At 72.5% G+C, this 14707-nt stretch carries 15 protein-coding genes; 4 read left to right on the top strand and 11 right to left on the bottom strand.

Annotated elements, in window-relative coordinates; all coding sequences use genetic code 11:
• Positions 1-30: 30 nt before the first annotated feature.
• From hpnD to ABZ883_RS01040, 8 genes are all read right to left on the bottom strand, one after another.
• Positions 31-939, bottom strand: a complete 909-nt coding sequence (hpnD, locus tag ABZ883_RS01075; protein WP_360900200.1) for a presqualene diphosphate synthase HpnD — start codon at positions 937-939, stop codon at positions 31-33.
• Between the two features lie 26 nt (positions 940-965).
• Positions 966-1835: a squalene synthase HpnC gene (gene hpnC, locus ABZ883_RS01070; RefSeq protein WP_360900197.1), complete on the bottom strand. Its 870-nt coding sequence runs from the start codon at positions 1833-1835 to the stop codon at positions 966-968.
• 463 nt (positions 1836-2298) lie between these two features.
• A complete protein-coding gene (locus tag ABZ883_RS01065) occupies positions 2299-3228 on the bottom strand; it encodes an ABC transporter permease (protein ID WP_360899375.1) in 930 nt (309 codons plus the stop codon).
• A 79-nt stretch (positions 3229-3307) separates the two neighbouring features.
• A complete protein-coding gene (locus ABZ883_RS01060) occupies positions 3308-4153 on the bottom strand; it encodes a glycosyltransferase (protein ID WP_360900194.1) in 846 nt (281 codons plus the stop codon).
• A 53-nt stretch (positions 4154-4206) separates the two neighbouring features.
• Positions 4207-4992 carry a CDP-alcohol phosphatidyltransferase family protein gene (locus tag ABZ883_RS01055; protein ID WP_360899372.1) on the bottom strand — a complete coding sequence of 262 codons (786 nt, stop codon included), beginning with the start codon at positions 4990-4992 and terminating at the stop codon, positions 4207-4209.
• Positions 4970-6031: an iron-containing alcohol dehydrogenase family protein gene (locus tag ABZ883_RS01050; RefSeq protein ID WP_360899369.1), complete on the bottom strand. Its 1062-nt coding sequence runs from the start codon at positions 6029-6031 to the stop codon at positions 4970-4972. Before ABZ883_RS01050 ends, ABZ883_RS01055 begins: the two co-directional genes overlap by 23 nt.
• The gene (locus ABZ883_RS01045; protein ID WP_360899366.1) at positions 6019-6768 is read right to left on the bottom strand and encodes a phosphocholine cytidylyltransferase family protein; all 750 of its coding nucleotides are present in this window, start codon (positions 6766-6768) and stop codon (positions 6019-6021) included. The genes ABZ883_RS01050 and ABZ883_RS01045 overlap by 13 nt, the downstream gene beginning before the upstream one ends.
• Entirely contained in the window at positions 6765-8570 is a 1806-nt protein-coding gene (locus ABZ883_RS01040; protein ID WP_360900191.1) for a DUF5941 domain-containing protein, read from the bottom strand. Before ABZ883_RS01040 ends, ABZ883_RS01045 begins: the two co-directional genes overlap by 4 nt.
• A 245-nt stretch (positions 8571-8815) precedes the next feature.
• On the opposite strand from ABZ883_RS01040, the gene galE reads away from it, so the two are divergent.
• The 3 genes from galE to idi all read left to right on the top strand — a co-directional run bounded on the left by galE (position 8816) and on the right by idi (position 11659).
• Positions 8816-9802, top strand: a complete 987-nt coding sequence (gene galE / locus ABZ883_RS01035) for a UDP-glucose 4-epimerase GalE (RefSeq protein WP_360899363.1) — start codon at positions 8816-8818, stop codon at positions 9800-9802.
• 172 nt (positions 9803-9974) lie between these two features.
• Positions 9975-10925 carry a cation diffusion facilitator family transporter gene (locus ABZ883_RS01030; RefSeq protein ID WP_360899360.1) on the top strand — a complete coding sequence of 317 codons (951 nt, stop codon included), beginning with the start codon at positions 9975-9977 and terminating at the stop codon, positions 10923-10925.
• A gap of 122 nt (positions 10926-11047) precedes the next feature.
• Positions 11048-11659 carry an isopentenyl-diphosphate Delta-isomerase gene (idi, locus tag ABZ883_RS01025; RefSeq protein WP_360899357.1) on the top strand — a complete coding sequence of 204 codons (612 nt, stop codon included), beginning with the start codon at positions 11048-11050 and terminating at the stop codon, positions 11657-11659.
• 10 nt (positions 11660-11669) lie between these two features.
• Here the strand turns inward: idi and ABZ883_RS01020 are convergent, their stop codons facing one another.
• Both ABZ883_RS01020 and ABZ883_RS01015 read right to left on the bottom strand, forming a co-directional pair.
• On the bottom strand, positions 11670-12158 hold the full coding sequence (locus ABZ883_RS01020) for an ATP-binding protein (protein ID WP_360899354.1): 489 nt from the start codon (positions 12156-12158) through the stop codon (positions 11670-11672).
• 214 nt (positions 12159-12372) lie between these two features.
• Positions 12373-12978, bottom strand: coding sequence for a DUF308 domain-containing protein (locus ABZ883_RS01015; protein WP_360899351.1), 606 nt, complete (start codon positions 12976-12978; stop codon positions 12373-12375).
• A gap of 167 nt (positions 12979-13145) precedes the next feature.
• Between ABZ883_RS01015 and ABZ883_RS01010 the strand changes: the two genes are divergently transcribed.
• Entirely contained in the window at positions 13146-13922 is a 777-nt protein-coding gene (locus tag ABZ883_RS01010) for an enoyl-CoA hydratase-related protein (protein WP_360899348.1), read from the top strand.
• Here the strand turns inward: ABZ883_RS01010 and ABZ883_RS01005 are convergent.
• Complete coding sequence (locus tag ABZ883_RS01005; protein WP_360899345.1) at positions 13919-14575, bottom strand: pyridoxamine 5'-phosphate oxidase family protein; 657 nt, start codon at positions 14573-14575, stop codon at positions 13919-13921. The genes ABZ883_RS01010 and ABZ883_RS01005 overlap by 4 nt on opposite strands.
• Between the last annotated feature and the right edge of the window lie 132 nt (positions 14576-14707).

The raw sequence follows: 14707 nt of genomic DNA, 5'->3' as shown, positions 1-14707 counted from the left end.
CAGCGGCGCCCGTGGCGGCTGGGGCGGGGGTCACACGCGCCTCCTGGCCGCCCGGCGGGCGTCGACTCCGGCAAGGCCCCGGGCCGCGACGTACGCCTTCTCGTGCGCGGGCAACGAGACCCGGCCGCGCAGCACGGCCTCGGGGTCGGCGGCGATGCGCTCCAGCAGCCGGCGGTAGATGCCCGCCATCGCGGAGACACAGGCGCCGCTGCGGCGGTCCAGCATGGGCAGCAGCCGGTAGCCGTCGGCGAACAGGGCACGGGCCCGGCGCACCTCGAACTCCATCAGGCCGGCGAAGTCCGCGCCGGTCGGCGGGGTGTCGGAGAGGAAGCCCTCGGAACAGCCGAACTTGGCAAGGTCGTTGGCGGGCAGGTAGGTCCGCCCGTTGGCCGCGTCCTCGCGCAGGTCCCGCAGGATGTTGGTGAGTTGGAGTGCGAGCCCGAGGGTGTCGGCGTACTCGGCGGCACGCTCGCGTTCCTCCTCGGACGTCGCCGTCCCGAAAACGCCGAGCGAGAGCCTGCCGATGGCCCCGGCGACGCAGCGGCAGTAGGCCGCCAGGTCCTCCCAGGTCTCGTAGGTGTCGCCGCGCAGGTCCATCTGGACGCCGTCGATCAGCTCGTCGAGCCCGCCGAGCGGGATCGGGAAGCGGCGGGCGGAGTCCGCGAGGGCCACGGCCACCGGGTCGGTGTCCTCCTCGGTGACCTCGCCGGCGCGGACCCGCGCCAGCACCGCGCGCGTCTCGTCCAGCCGGGCCTGCTTCTCGGCGGGCGCGAGGTCGCCGTCGCCGATGTCGTCGACCCGGCGGGAGAAGGCGTACAGAGCCGACATCGCCTGCCGTTTGGGGGTGGGCAGCAGCCGGATGCCGTAGGCGAAGTTGCGGGCTTGGTGGCCGGTGACGCTCTCGCAGTAGGCGTATGCCGCGAGCACCGGTCCGGACATGCGATCGGAGCCGTTCACTGTCCGGCTCACCCCTCTCTTCGCAATGTCGACCCCACCTCGCGCAGGAGGCTGTACTTGCCCGCCTTCGGCGGCCCAGGCAGCACGTCGTACCCGGCGTCCGCGATCGCGCGGAGGGCGGCGCGCCCTCCCCCGACGAATCCGGCGAGCAGCAGTCTGAGCCTGCCGTGGACGCTACCCACCAAGGGGGTGCCTTCATTCAGAAGATCGCGGGCGCGTTCCGCTTCATGGGCCACCAGCGCGCGCACCGATGCGCCCGCGGTCGCGGTGGTGAGATCGGTTTCGGTCACGCCGAAGCGCTTCATGTCGTCGGCGGGCAGGTAGATGCGGTCGCGGCCGAGGTCCTCGGTCACGTCCTGGAGATGCTCCACGATCTGCAGCGCGGTGCAGATCGCGTCCGAGAGGCGGACCCGCTCGGGGGTGGAGGTGCCGGTGATGCCCAGGACGAGGCGGCCGACCGGGTTGGCCGACAGCTCGCAGTAGGCGAGCAGGTCCTCGAACGTGGCATAGCGGCGGACGAGCTGGTCCTGCCGGTTGGCCTCCACCAGGCCGAGGAAGGGCTCGGGGGTCAGGCCGTGCCGCTCCACGGTGGGCCGCAGGGCGCGGAGCAGGGGGTGCCGGACCGTGTCCGGCGGGCCGTCGAAGACCCGGCGCAGATCGGCCTCGAAGGCGTCCAGCATGGCCAGGCGGTCGTCGGCGGCGTCGGCGGGCAGCCCCAGGCGCAGGGCGTCCTCGCGGCCCCCGCCGGCCAGGTCGCCGTCGCCGATGTCGTCCACGAGCCGGGCGTAGCCGTAGACCGCCATGAGGTCGCCCCGCCAGGAGCGGGGCAGGAAGAACGGGGCGACCGGGAAGTTCTCCCTGGCCGCCTTGGCGAGCACTGCCTGTGAATGGGCGTCCGGAGCCGCGTCGCCCGACTCCGCGGGGCGGAGGCCGGTCACCGTGGACGTCCCGGTGTCCGGGCGGTGGGCGCGTTCTCCCCAGGGGTCCACAGAGCCATTGCCGTCACATCCCCCGTTCTACACTGATAGCCCATAACACCCAATTTCGGACACGCCGCTGCCATATCTCCTGCTCCGGGCCGCCGCGCACCCGAACCGACTCTCCGGACGTATCACCTGAGATCCGGCGATTGAGTACCGCTACAGCTTACGGCGCAGAGCCGCCCGGGCGTGCGCCGGGGTGCACAACGATGTCGATCCGCAAGCTCCAACGCACATTCGGAGGGTCGCCTTCCAGGGTGCTGGCAAAGTCCCGGAAAAATCAGGAGCCACACAGGTCCCGAATGACCGTTTCGGCCACTTGTCTCACTAAGGCCGCCCCAACAGGCGATGAATTTCGTGGTCAGCCGCGTCCGTACTGCTCTTCGGCCTTCCAGAAATAGACGAATCCACCCACACCGGTCGCCAGCGCCCAGCCCAGCGCGACGGGCCAGACATGCGGGGGCAGCTGCTCCGCGGTGAAGCTGTCGATCAGCGCGAAGCGCACGAGGTCGATGTAGACGGCGGCCGGATTCAGCTGCAGGGCCAGCTGCACGGGCGTCGGGGCGTGCGCCGCGAAGTGCGTGATGCTGTACATCACGCCGGAGGTGTACATCCACGTGCGCAGGATGAACGGCATCAACTGGGCCAAGTCGGTCATCCTGCTGCCGAGCCGAGCCATGATCATCGCGAGACCGGCGTTGAACACCGACTGCAGCAGCAGCGCCGGCACGGCGAGCAGCCAGGCCGTGCGCGGCACCTCGCCCGTCATGAGCACGATGGCCAGCAGCACGAGCATCGACATCAGCAGCTGCTGCAGCTGCACCAGCGTGAACGCCACCGGCAGCGAGGCACGGGGGAAGTGCAGCGCCCTGATCAGACCGAGGTTGCCGGAGACCGAGCGGACCCCGGCCATCACCGAGGACTGGGTGTAGGTGAAGACGAAGACGCCCGTCACCAGGAACGCGATGAAGTTGTCGACCCCGCGGTCGGTGCCGAGCAGCAGGCCGAAGATGAAGTAGTAGACGGCCGCGTTGAGCAGCGGCGTCAGCACCTGCCACAGCTGGCCGAGCCGGGCCTGCGTGTACTGCGCGGACGCCCGGGCCCTGGCGAACGACGAGATGAAGTGCCTGCGGCCCCACAACTGCCGCACATAGGCGGCAAGGCCCGGCCGGGCGCCGCTGACGGCGAGGCCGTACTTGGCCGCGAGCTCGGCCGGCGTCAGGCGGCCGTCCGCGGACGACGCCGATCCGGCACCCGCGGCGACCGTACCGTCGTGCGTTGTCTCGCTCACTGTCGACACTTTCGTCCCGTGGACGCGCATCCGGCCGGAAAACGGCGGATGCGCCGAGTGCTGTCGACTTTCGAGCTTGTCAGATGATCGGGGGCCGGCCCAGTCGGGCGAGCCGCCAGACGGTGGACCAGCGCATGGGCCGGCGCGGGCCGCACGGGGTCGACCAGCCCTCCCGGAACCCGCCGAACCAGGCGCGCAGCGCCGGTCGCGACGGCCGCCGCAGCAGGGTCAGCAGCAGCCAGACGCCCAGGTACGCCGGCACCAGCGCCCAGGGCAGGTTGCGCCGGGCGAGCCACACCCGGTTGCGGGCCACCATGCGGTGGTAGACGGCGTGCCGGCTCGGGGCGGTCAGCGGGTGGTAGAGGACCATGTCCGAGCGGTAGTCGATCAGCCAGCCCGCGTCGAGGGCCCGCCAGGCGAGGTCGGTCTCCTCGTGGGCGTAGAAGAACTCGTCCGGCAATCCGCCGACCTGCTGGAAGACCGCGGTGCGGACGGCGTTGGCCCCGCCCAGGAAGGTGGTGACGCGCGAGGAGCGCATCGGGTCGGAGGCCCGCAGCCGGGGGACGTGGCGGCGCTGCGTGGTGCCGGACTCGGGGTCGGCGATCCGGAAGCTGACGATGCCCAGCCGGGCGTCGTCGGTGAAGGCCTCGCGGACCAGCGCGCCGGTGTCCTCGTTGGGCAGCAGCCCGTCGTCGTCGAGGAACAGCAGGACGTCGACGTCCCGGCCGCCGGGGCCGAAGGCCTCGATGCCGACGTTGCGCCCGCCGGGTATGCCGAGGTTCTCGGGCAGCTCCACGGTGCGAACGCCGGCCGGCAGCTCGGGCAGCGGGGAACCGTTGCCGACGACGGCGACCTCTATCGCCGGGCCGGCCTGCTTGGCGACCGAGTCCAGCAGGTCGCTCAGCTCCTTCGGACGGTTGCCCATGGTGATGATCACCGCGCCGAGACGCACCGATTCCGCCGACGTCCCCACGGCTGTCACCGAAGCCTGTTCGAGGCGAGGATCGAGACCAGGTGCAGCAGCGTCTGCAGGACCGCGATGGCGGCCAGCGCGCACACCGCCGCGCGGGTGAACAGCAGGTCGCCGTGGAAGGCGTCCGCGATCCCGGCGGCGAGGATCAGCAGCGAGGCCTCGACCCCGCCGACCAGCCGGTGGAACTTCAGGGCGGCCGCCGCGCGGCGGGCCAGCGCCAGACCGGAGGAGCGCGGCACGGAGGCCTCGTCCCGCACCGCGGGCAGGCCGCTGCGCGCCCGGGCGACGTCCACGAGGTCGGTCTCCGCCTTGATCAGGATCGCGCCCAGCGCGGCCAGCGTCCCGAGGAACGCCCAGCCCCACTGGGTGGTCGCCCCGTCCCGGTGGAACAGGTCGGCGGCGCGCACGCCGAAGCCGATCAGCAGGGCGGCCTCGGACAGGTAGTGGCCCACCCGGTCGAGGTAGACGCCGGTTATCGACGTCTGTTTCCGCCAGCGGGCGACCTCGCCGTCCACGCAGTCCAGCAGCAGGTAGAGCTGGATCAGCAGGGCGGCGGCCACCGCTCCGGCCGCGCCCGGCACCAGGAGTGCCGCGCCGGCCGCGATGCCCGCGACGATCATCAGATACGTCAGCTGGTTGGGCGTCACCCGGCTGTTCACCAGATGACGGGTCCAGCGCAGCGAGACCTCGCGCATGTAGATGCGCCCGGCCCAGTGCTCACCGCTGCGGCGGTCCTTCAGCCCTGCGGGGTGAACGACCGGCCGCAGCTCAGCTACCGATGGTTTTGGCATAGCCTGCGTATGCGTCCCTGATCTCGTCGGTGGAAAGTTCCAGGTGCTCGAGGATCGTGTAGCGCCCGGGCCGGGTCTGCGGTGCGTAGGCGACGGCCTTGACGAACTCGTCCTCGGTGAAACCGATTTCGCCCGGCATGACGGGCAGTCCGTGGACACGCAAGGTCTCCGCGAAGAGCCCCGCCTGCTCCTCGGCGCCGCGCAGGAACATCGCGAAGGCGGCGCCGATGCCGACCTGTTCACCGTGGGCGGCGGCCCGCCGCGGGTACAGCAGGTCGATCGCGTGGCTGATCTCGTGACAGGCGCCGGAAGCGGGCCGGCTGTCACCGCTGATCGACATGGCGATGCCGGTGAGCACCAGCGCCTCGGCGAGCACGGTCAGGAACTCGTCGTCCCCTGTGCCGCCGGGGTGCCGCAGCACGGACTCGCCGGCGGTACGGGCCATCGCGGCGGCCAGGCCGTCGATCGGCTCGCCCGTCTCGCGGTGGGACAGTTCCCAGTCCGCGATGCAGGAGATGTTGGAGATCGCGTCGCCGATGCCGGAGCGCACGAAGCGCACCGGGGCCTCACGGATCACGTCGAGGTCGATCACCATGGCGATGGGGCTCGGCACACCGTAGGAGCCGCGGCCGTTGTCGTTGTCCAGCGTGGACACCGGCGAGCACAGGCCGTCGTGCGCCAGGTTGGTCGCGACGGCCACCATCGGCAGCCCGACGCGGGCGGCGGCGTACTTGGCCGCGTCGATGATCTTGCCGCCGCCGAGGGCCACCACCGCGTCGTAGCGCTTGCCGCGCATGGCGTCGGCGAGCCTGACGGCACCGTCGATGGTGCCGCCGGCCACCTCGAACCAGTCGGCGACGGGCAGGGCCGGGGCCAGCCGCTCGCGCAGCACCTGACCGGAGCCGCCGCTGACCGCGACGGCCAGCCGGCCGGAGCTGGAGATGCGCTGATCGGCCAGGACGTCCGCCAGGTCGTCGAGGGCCCCGGCACGGATGTCGACGACGACCGGCGAGGGTATGAGCCTCGTCAGTACCGGCACGCGATCTCCCGTGCCCGGTTCAGGTCGTCGTGGTTGTCGATCTCGACCCAGGGGACCTCGCCGATGGGCGCGACGTCGACGCGCAGTCCGCGGTCGACCAGTTCCTGGTAGCCGTCCTCGTAGTACAGCTGCGGGTCGCGCTCGTAGGTCGCCTTGAGCGCGTCGGCGAGGTCGGCCGCGGCGGCGCCCTCGATGAGGGTGACGCCGATGTACTCGCCGCTGGCGGTGGCCGGGTCCATCAGCTTGGTGATCCGCCGCACACCCTGGTCCCCGGCCGTGACGACCTTCATCTCCTCGTCGGCCAGGTCCTTGACCGTGTCCAGGGCGAGGATGATGCGGCGGGCGCCGCCGCGGGCCTCCAGCAGCTTCTGCTCGACGGAGACGGGGTGCACGGTGTCGCCGTTGGCCAGGATCGCGCCCTCGGTCAGCACGTCACGGGCGCACCACAGGGAGTAGGCGTTGTTCCACTCCTCGGCCTTGTCGTTCTCGACGAGGTGGAGCTTGACGCCGTACTTGGCCTCCAGCGCGGTCCGGCGCTCGTGCACGGCCTCCTTGCGGTACCCCACGACGACGGCGGCGTCGGTCAGGCCGACCTCGGCGAAGTTGCGCAGCGTCAGGTCCAGGACGGTCGTCCTGCCCTCGCCGTCCGGGTCCACCGGCACCAGGGCCTTCGGAAGGGTGTCGGTGTAGGGGCGCAGACGCCGTCCGGCGCCGGCCGCCAGAATGAGGCCGATCATGCGGGTTCTCCTGTTTCGTCGTGCACGGCGGGCGCCCCCGAGGACATCCAGAAGCGGATGCTCTCGGCAAGCACCAGCAGGGCCAGTGCGACGGCCAGTGCCGTCAGCGCCACCGTGAATCCCGTGGTGTGTGTCAGGGCCACGGACGCGGCCGCGACCAGCAGCGTCCGTCCCTCGTGCCCGCCGGTGGCACGGACCAGGGCCCGCGGGGGCGCCCCGGTCCCGCCGCGGATGCGGTACACCGTGTCGTAGTGATGGTAGGCGACGGCGGCAACCAGGCAGAAAGCCGCCGGCAATGCTCCGTTCACCTTTGAGACAGCCGCGAGCGCCAGGACGGTTCCGTACTCCGCCACCCGGAAAAGGGGCGGGACGAGCCAGTCGAGGGCTCCCTTGAGCGGTCCGGCGACCGCCAGGCCCGAGGCGAGGACGTAGACGGCGGCGGCCGCGAGCGGCCACCGGCTGCCCGCCGGGGCGGCCAGGGACGTGGCCATCATCACTCCCGCGCCCACCGCGGCGGCGGCCGGGAGGCCGCGGCCGCGCGACAGGCGGGCGACGGCCTCGGCGAGGGGGCCGGTGTCGGCGAGCTCGCTCAGCGCGGCGGCGGCGCGGTCGGTGCGCACCGCCTTGCGGGTCAGCGAGCGCAGCACGCGGCCGGCGGTGGTGTAGCAGGCGGCGACGGCGCAGCCGATGATCAGCACCACGAAGGTGACGCGCGGGGTGGTGGCCGCGGTGAGGACCGCGATCAGCGCCCAGCGCTCACCGATGGGCAGCACGATCATCCGGCGCATCCACACCGTCCAGCCGACCCGGTCGAGCCGGTCGGAGAGGGCGGCGGTGGGGCTGCTGTTGCCGTCCGCGTCGTGGTTGGCCTCGTTGAACGAGAAGTCGACCACGTGCCGGCAGGTCTGCAGGACCATCGCGCCGAGGGCGAGCGCCCATACGTCGTCGCTGCCGCGGGCCGCGCCGAGCGCGAGCCCCGCGTAGTACGCGTACTCCTTGACGCGGTCGAAGGTGGCGTCGAGCCAGGCCCCGAGCGTGGAGTACTGGAGCGAGTAGCGGGCGAGCTGTCCGTCGGTGCAGTCCAGTACGAAGGACGCGACGAGCAGCACCCCTGCCGCGACGAAGCCGGGCCGGGTGCCGGTGGCGGCGCAGCCGGCGGCGATCAGGGCGACCAGCAGCGAGGCGGTCGTCACCTGGTTCGGCGTGAGGCCGCGCCGGGCGCACCAGCGCGCGAGGTAGCGGGAGTAGGGGCTGACGAAGTGCGTGGTGAAGAAGCCGTCGCGGGCCTTCACCGCGCCGCGCAGGCGCACCGCCTCGTCGTCCACCGCGGCGACGGCCTCCTCGGCCCGCGCCCGCTCCGGCACGTCGGCCGGCACCCGGGCGACCAGGACGCCGAGTTCCGGGCGCTGCACGGTGACGCCCTCGGCGTCCAGTCCGGCGGCCAGCTCGTCGGGCAGGCTCGCCGCGCCCACGACGGCGGTGCGGCCCGCACCCCGGTCCCGGCCGGCAGCCGGTGCCAGAGCCCGTACGAGCGCGGGGCGGGCGGCCGCCCGGACGGACAGTGCGCCCGGCACGGCGGCGGCGTCGAAGCGGGGGTCGGTCAGGGCGAGCCGCAGTGCGTGGACATGGCCGACGAAGCGCGGGTCCACGACCGCTATGCGCTCGGCGGGCGGGACGGCGGCCATGCGTGCCGCGAGGGCACCGGCGTCGTCCACCGCGACCACCTCGAAGCCGAGGCCGCGCAGATCGGCCTCGATCGGTGAACCCGCGACCGGCGGACCGGTGAGTATGGCGGTCGACAGACGGACTCACTCCCTGGGACACACAGTGGACGGATGGGGCGGTGCCGTTCGGCACCGAGCGCCGGCATGGCGGCCGGACACCCCGGCGCGCCGTGCCGGAGCGGCTGTGACGGCAGAGGCTATCGGATTGTCGGAAGGTTCTGTTCACCGGCCGTTTCCCTGGCCGTCGCACAGATGGTTTGATCATCACGGATCGGAGGCGAGGGGACAACCCTCCGTGCGCATCCGCCGCTAGGGTGAACGCCATGACGTGGCTGATCACTGGTGGCACGGGATTCATCGGTTCTCATGTCGTGCGGGCGATGACCCGCGCCGGGGAGCGCGTCGTGGTCTACGACGACGGCTCGGCCGGCGTGGCCTCGCGGGTCCCCGCCGATGTACCGAGGGTGACCGGTTCCACACTCGACCGGGACCTGCTGGACCGCACGATCGCCGAGCACGGCGTCACGGGCGTGGTGCACCTGGCGGCGCGCAAGCAGGTCGGGGAGTCCGTGGAGCAGCCGCTGCGGTACTACCGGGAGAACGTGGGCGGCCTCGGCACGCTCCTGGAGGCGGTGGCGGCGGCCGGGATCGGCCGCTTCGTCTTCTCCTCCTCCGCCGCGGTGTACGGCCTGCCGGACGTGCCGCTGGTGACCGAGTCCACGCCGTGCCTGCCGCTGAGCCCCTACGGCGAGACCAAGCTGGCCGGCGAGTGGCTGGTGCGGGCGGCGGGCAGGGCGCACGGGATCTCCACGGCCTGCCTGCGGTACTTCAACGTCGCGGGCGCGGCCGTGCCGGAGCTGGCGGACACCGGGGTCTTCAACGTCGTCCCGATGGTGTTCGAGAAGCTCACGCAGGGCGAGCCGCCGCGCATCTTCGGCGACGACTACCCGACCCCCGACGGCACCTGCGTGCGCGACTACATCCACGTCGAGGACCTGGCCGACGCGCATCTCGCGGCCGCCCGCTGGGTCACCGGCCGGGACACCGCCGAGGACCTGACCGTCAACATCGGGCGCGGCGAGGGTGTCTCCGTTCGTGCACTGATCGACCTCATCACCGAGGTCGCCGGGTACCCCGACGTGGCGCCCGTGGTCGTCCCGCGCCGCGCCGGGGATCCGGCGAGCGTGGTGGCCTCGGCCGAGCTGATCCGCAAGGAGCTCGACTGGAGCGCCGTGCGCGGGGTCCGGGAGATGGTCGAGTCGGCGTGGGAGGGCTGGTGCCTGCGGTACCCGGAGGCCCGCCGCCGCTGACCCGCCGGCCTCCGGAACACGCCCCGTACCCGCGCCATCGCCGCAGGTCACCGCACATGACAACGGTGATCGGTGGCGAGTTGCCCACGGACGGTCACCGATGTTCACTGGGGCACGCCGGCCGAAGCGGGCCGGCGCCCGAGCACGGACGGCGAGAGGGGAGTCCCAGGCGATGGGGGCAGGTCACGGGCACGACCACGGCCACAGCCACGCGTCCGCCGCCGGGCTGACGGGCACGGCCGCGGCCCAGTTCCGCGGGCGGCTGCGGATCGCGCTCGGCATCACGCTGCTGATCCTGGTGGCGGAGGTGGTGGGCAGCGCCCTCACCGGTTCCCTCGCGCTGCTCGCCGACGCGGGCCACATGGCCACGGACGCGGCGGGCCTGGGGATGGCGCTGGTGGCGATCCACTTCGCCAACCGCCCGCCGAGCGAGCGCCGTACGTTCGGCCTGGCGCGGGCGGAGATCCTGTCGGCGGTGGCCAACGCCGTGCTGCTGTTCGGCGTGGGCGCGTTCATCTTCTACGAGGCGGTCTCCCGGCTGATCAGCCCGACCGCGGTCGAGGGCGGCCTCACCGTCGTCTTCGGCGTGATCGGCCTTGTGGCCAACTCGGTGTCGCTGCTGCTGCTGATGCGCGGGCAGCGCGAGAGCCTGAATGTCCGCGGCGCGTTCCTGGAGGTCATGGCGGACGCCCTGGGGTCGTTCGCGGTGGTCGTGGCGGCCGTGGTGATCCTCACCACCGGGTGGCAGCAGGCCGACCCGGTGGCTTCGCTCCTCATCGGTGTGATGATCGTCCCGCGGACGTGGAAGCTGCTGCGGGAGGCCATCGACGTGCTCCTGGAGGCGGCCCCCCGGGACGTCGACATGGCGGACGTCCGCAACCACATCCTCGGGCTGCCCGGCGTCGAGGGCCTGCACGACCTGCACGTGTGGACCATCACCTCGGGCATGCCGGTGCTCTCCGCCCACGTCGTGGTGAGCCCCGACACCCTGGACGCCGTGGGCCACGAGAAGGTCCTCCACGACCTGCAGGGCTGCCTGGGCAGCCACTTCGACGTCGAGCACTGCACATTCCAGCTCGAACCCGGCGGCCACGCGGAGCACGAGGCACGGCTGTGCCACTGACGCCGCGACCGGGCCGGACGGCGTGATCGACACAGCGTCACCGACATTGAGCGCGCTGCGACGACCTCCGGGCCCCTCGCGTGAGGCAAACTGAGGTCTTGTCGTCGATGCAAAGGATGGCCATGCCCACGAGTCCCGCCGCCGGCCGGCCCCTCAACCCCGCCCCGGACACCTCCTCCAACGGTGCCTCGGCTCCGATCATGCTCGAACTGGTCGACGAGACCGGCGCAACGATCGGCACCGCGGAGAAGCTCTCGGCGCACCTGCCGCCGGGCCGGCTCCACAGGGCGTTCTCGGTCTTCCTCTTCGACGGCGAGGGCCGGCTGCTGCTGCAGCGCCGCGCCTTGGGCAAGTACCACTCCCCCGGCGTGTGGTCCAACACCTGCTGCGGCCACCCGTACCCGCAGGAGCCGCCGTTCGTCGCCGCGGCGCGCCGCACCGCCGAGGAGCTGGGCGCGGCCCCCGCGTCGATGCGCGAGGCCGGCACCGTCCGCTACAACCACCCGGACCCGGCGTCGGGCCTGGTGGAGCAGGAGTACAACCACCTCTTCGTGGGGCTGATGACCGCGCCGCTGAACCCGGACCCGGAGGAGATCGGCGAGACCGCCTTCGTGACCCCGCGGGAACTGGCCGCGCTGGAGGAGTCCGGGCCGTTCTCCGCCTGGTTCCGGACCGTGCTGGGGGCGGCGCTGCCCGCCGTGCGCGAGCTGACGGGCGAGCGCGCCGGCTGGTAGCCGCCGCCCGTCACAAAGGAGCGCCGGGCGGCAGCGGAAGCGCCGCCCAGATGACCTTTCCCCCGGAAGCGGTCTGCTGCACGTCGCACATCCCGCCCGCCTCGGCGGTGACCGACTTGACCAGCAGCAGGCCGCGCCCACCGGTGTCCGCGTCGTCCACCTGGAGCGCCTTGGGGCGGTAGGGGTGGTTGTCCTCGACCGCGACACGGACCCAGTCGAGGCCGACGGCGACCTCCACCGCGATCTCCGGGGAGAGCAGCGCGGCGTGCCGCACCGCGTTCGTCACCAGCTCGGAGACGATCAGCAGCAGGCCCTGCAGCAGGTCGTCGTCGATGGGCACGCGCTGCCGCACGAGCAGGTCCCGGACGGCGTGCCGCGCCTGCGGTACCGAGGAGTCCAGCGCGGAGGCGGTGAAGCGCCACACGCCCTCATAGGGGCGCGGAAAGTCCGGTGCCACCGGCGGCACCGGTTCGGGCGGGACGCTCCCGCGTACGTCCATGGCGGCGTTCACCCTCGCATTCAGCGATGCTCCCCGCGGTTCCCCTTCCCGGCCCGCTGGGCGGCGACGGGGTCCGCCTCACGTTCCGAGTGTCGGCAGCCGGGGACTCCACCCCGAGTCGCTGACCGCAAATCCGCAGCTTTCGACCGCCTGCGACACGGAGTGACCGGAGTTGGTGGGCTCGATGAGCCATGATGACGCGCCGGTACCGGTTTCAATGCTCCAGTGGGGTCTGCCGGGCCTCGGCCACCATGCCGACGATCCGGCGGCCGCCCAGACCCGCCCCGAGCAGCCCGAGACCGTCGAAGAGCAGCGCCAGCGAGAAGAACGCGCCGATCACGTAGACACTGCTGTGCGGCCAGTTCGCCAGCACCAGGACGGCCAGCAGAATGCCGATCGCCCCCTGGATCAGCGTCCACACCATCTGCGGTCCGCGCACCACCAGCCCGCCGAACAACCGGAAGATCCCGCCGGTCAGGAACAGCAGCGCCGCGAACATCGTCAGGGCCGCCGCCGTCTGCTCCGGATTGCGGATCACGACCACGCCCGCCGCGATGTACAGGGCCGCGACGACCAGGGCCAGCCAGAAGTAGTTGTGATCGCGGTTCTGCACGGCCTGCGCCAGACCCACGATCCCGCCGATGAGGAGCAGCCAGCCGAACAGCACCATGGAGGTGATGGTGGCGATTCCCACGTAGAAGAGCCCGATCAGGCCGCAGACGACGAGGACCACGCCGAGCGCGGCGACCCAGCCGAAACTGCGCTTGAGCCCGGCCTCCGGGGGGTCCGGGTACTTCTTGCGTCCCTTGAACGGGGCCATGGCCGCCTCCTTGAACGCGTCGGGACCGGTCCGGGCCGGCTACCGGACATATACCCCCGATTGCCCGGCCGGAGGCACCGATAGGATCCCCGTCACCGTGGTGCGCGCCAATGGGCACACGGCCGGCGCGGAATCCCGCGACGACACGACGAGTGGGGGATGCGGGCATGTCCGACCCGTCCGGGCCCGGTCTGCTGCTGGAGACGGCGGGCGCCACCGCCACCGTGACCATCAGCAATCCGGCCAAGCGCAACGCCATGACCCTGGCCATGTGGCGCGAACTGCCGCGTCTGCTGGCCCGGCTGGCGGACGACCCCGCCGTACGGGTGCTGGTGCTCACCGGCGCCGACGGCAGCTTCTGCGCGGGCGCCGACATCTCCGACCTGCGCGACGCGGCCGGCGGCCCGGGCGCGGCGCAGAGCGCGGCCGTCGAGGCGGAGGAGGCGCTGGCCGCCTTCCCCAAGCCGTCGCTGGCGGCCGTCCGCGGCTTCTGCGTCGGCGGCGGCTGCCAGCTCGCGGCCGCCTGCGACCTGCGCTTCGCCGCCGAGGGCGCGCGTTTCGGGGTCACCCCCGCGCGGCTCGGCATCGTCTACCCGGCCTCCTCGACCCGCCGGCTGACCGGCCTGGTCGGCCCGTCCACGGCCAAGCACCTGCTCTTCTCCGCCGAGCTCATCGACCACGAACGCGCCCTGCGGACCGGGCTGGTGGACGAGGTGCTGCCGGACGGCGCCCTCGACAAGCGCGTCGAGGAGTACGCGGCCCTGCTGGCCGTCCGCTCGCAGCTCACCCAGGCCGCGGCCAAGGACTTCACTGCCCCGGACCCCGACCCCTCCCGTGTCGAGCACTGGGCCCGGCAGGCCGCGGACAGCAGCGACACCGCGGAAGGCGTGACGGCGTTCCTGGAGCGGCGCGAACCGCGGTTCACCTGGTCGGTGGGGGGCTAACCCACGAGGTGCGGCGGCAGGGGGATGCCGGCGCGCAACGCGGGGTCGGCGACCGGGGCACCCCGGGTCGTGCCGAGCGGGACCACCCCCGCCCAGACCGGCAGTGCGGCGTCGGGGCCGTCGCCGTCGCCCGGGTGGCCGGTACGGATCTTGACGGAAGCCTCGTCGGTGGCGAGGGCGAGCAGGTCGGTGGCCGCCAGTTCCCGGCGGTCGGGGCGGCGGGCGTAGTCCCACTGGCCGGGGGCGCACTGCTCGCTCAGCACGCGCAGCCCGTGCAGCCGCTCCTCCGGGTCCGTGACCCGGCGCGGCACTCCGATGACCATGGCGCTGCGGTAGTTGACGCCGTGCTCGAAGACGGACCGGGCGAGGACCAGGCCGTCGACGTGGGTGACGGTGACGCAGACCTGGGCGCCGGGCGCCTGGACGAGGCTGCGGCTGGCGACCGAGCCGTGCAGGTACAGCGTCCCGGCCCCGGCGTCGTGACCGTAGACCGTCGGCACGGCGAGCGGGGTGCCGTCGACCACGACGGCCAGATGGCACACGAAGCCGGCGCCCAGCACCGCGTCCAGGTCGTCGCGGGAGACGCTGCCCTGCTCGCGCAGGCGCCGGTGACGGGTGCGGTCGGTGACCGGGAGCGTGCGGTCGGCAGGCATGAAGGAGCCTCCAGGGGCTTCGGGGCGGCGGCGTTCAGGCTAGCGATATCAGCACACGAGATGGCCCGTGTCCGCGGAAACGGTGCCGTTGACGCGTCCCCGCGACGAAATCAGCTGTCCCCGGAGGCACCC

It is taken from the genome of Streptomyces sp. NPDC046977 (assembly GCF_040644455.1).
GTDB lineage: Bacteria > Actinomycetota > Actinomycetes > Streptomycetales > Streptomycetaceae > Actinacidiphila.
The sequence above is the reverse complement of the archived record's forward strand: the minus strand, read 5'-3'. Positions and strand labels throughout refer to the sequence as shown.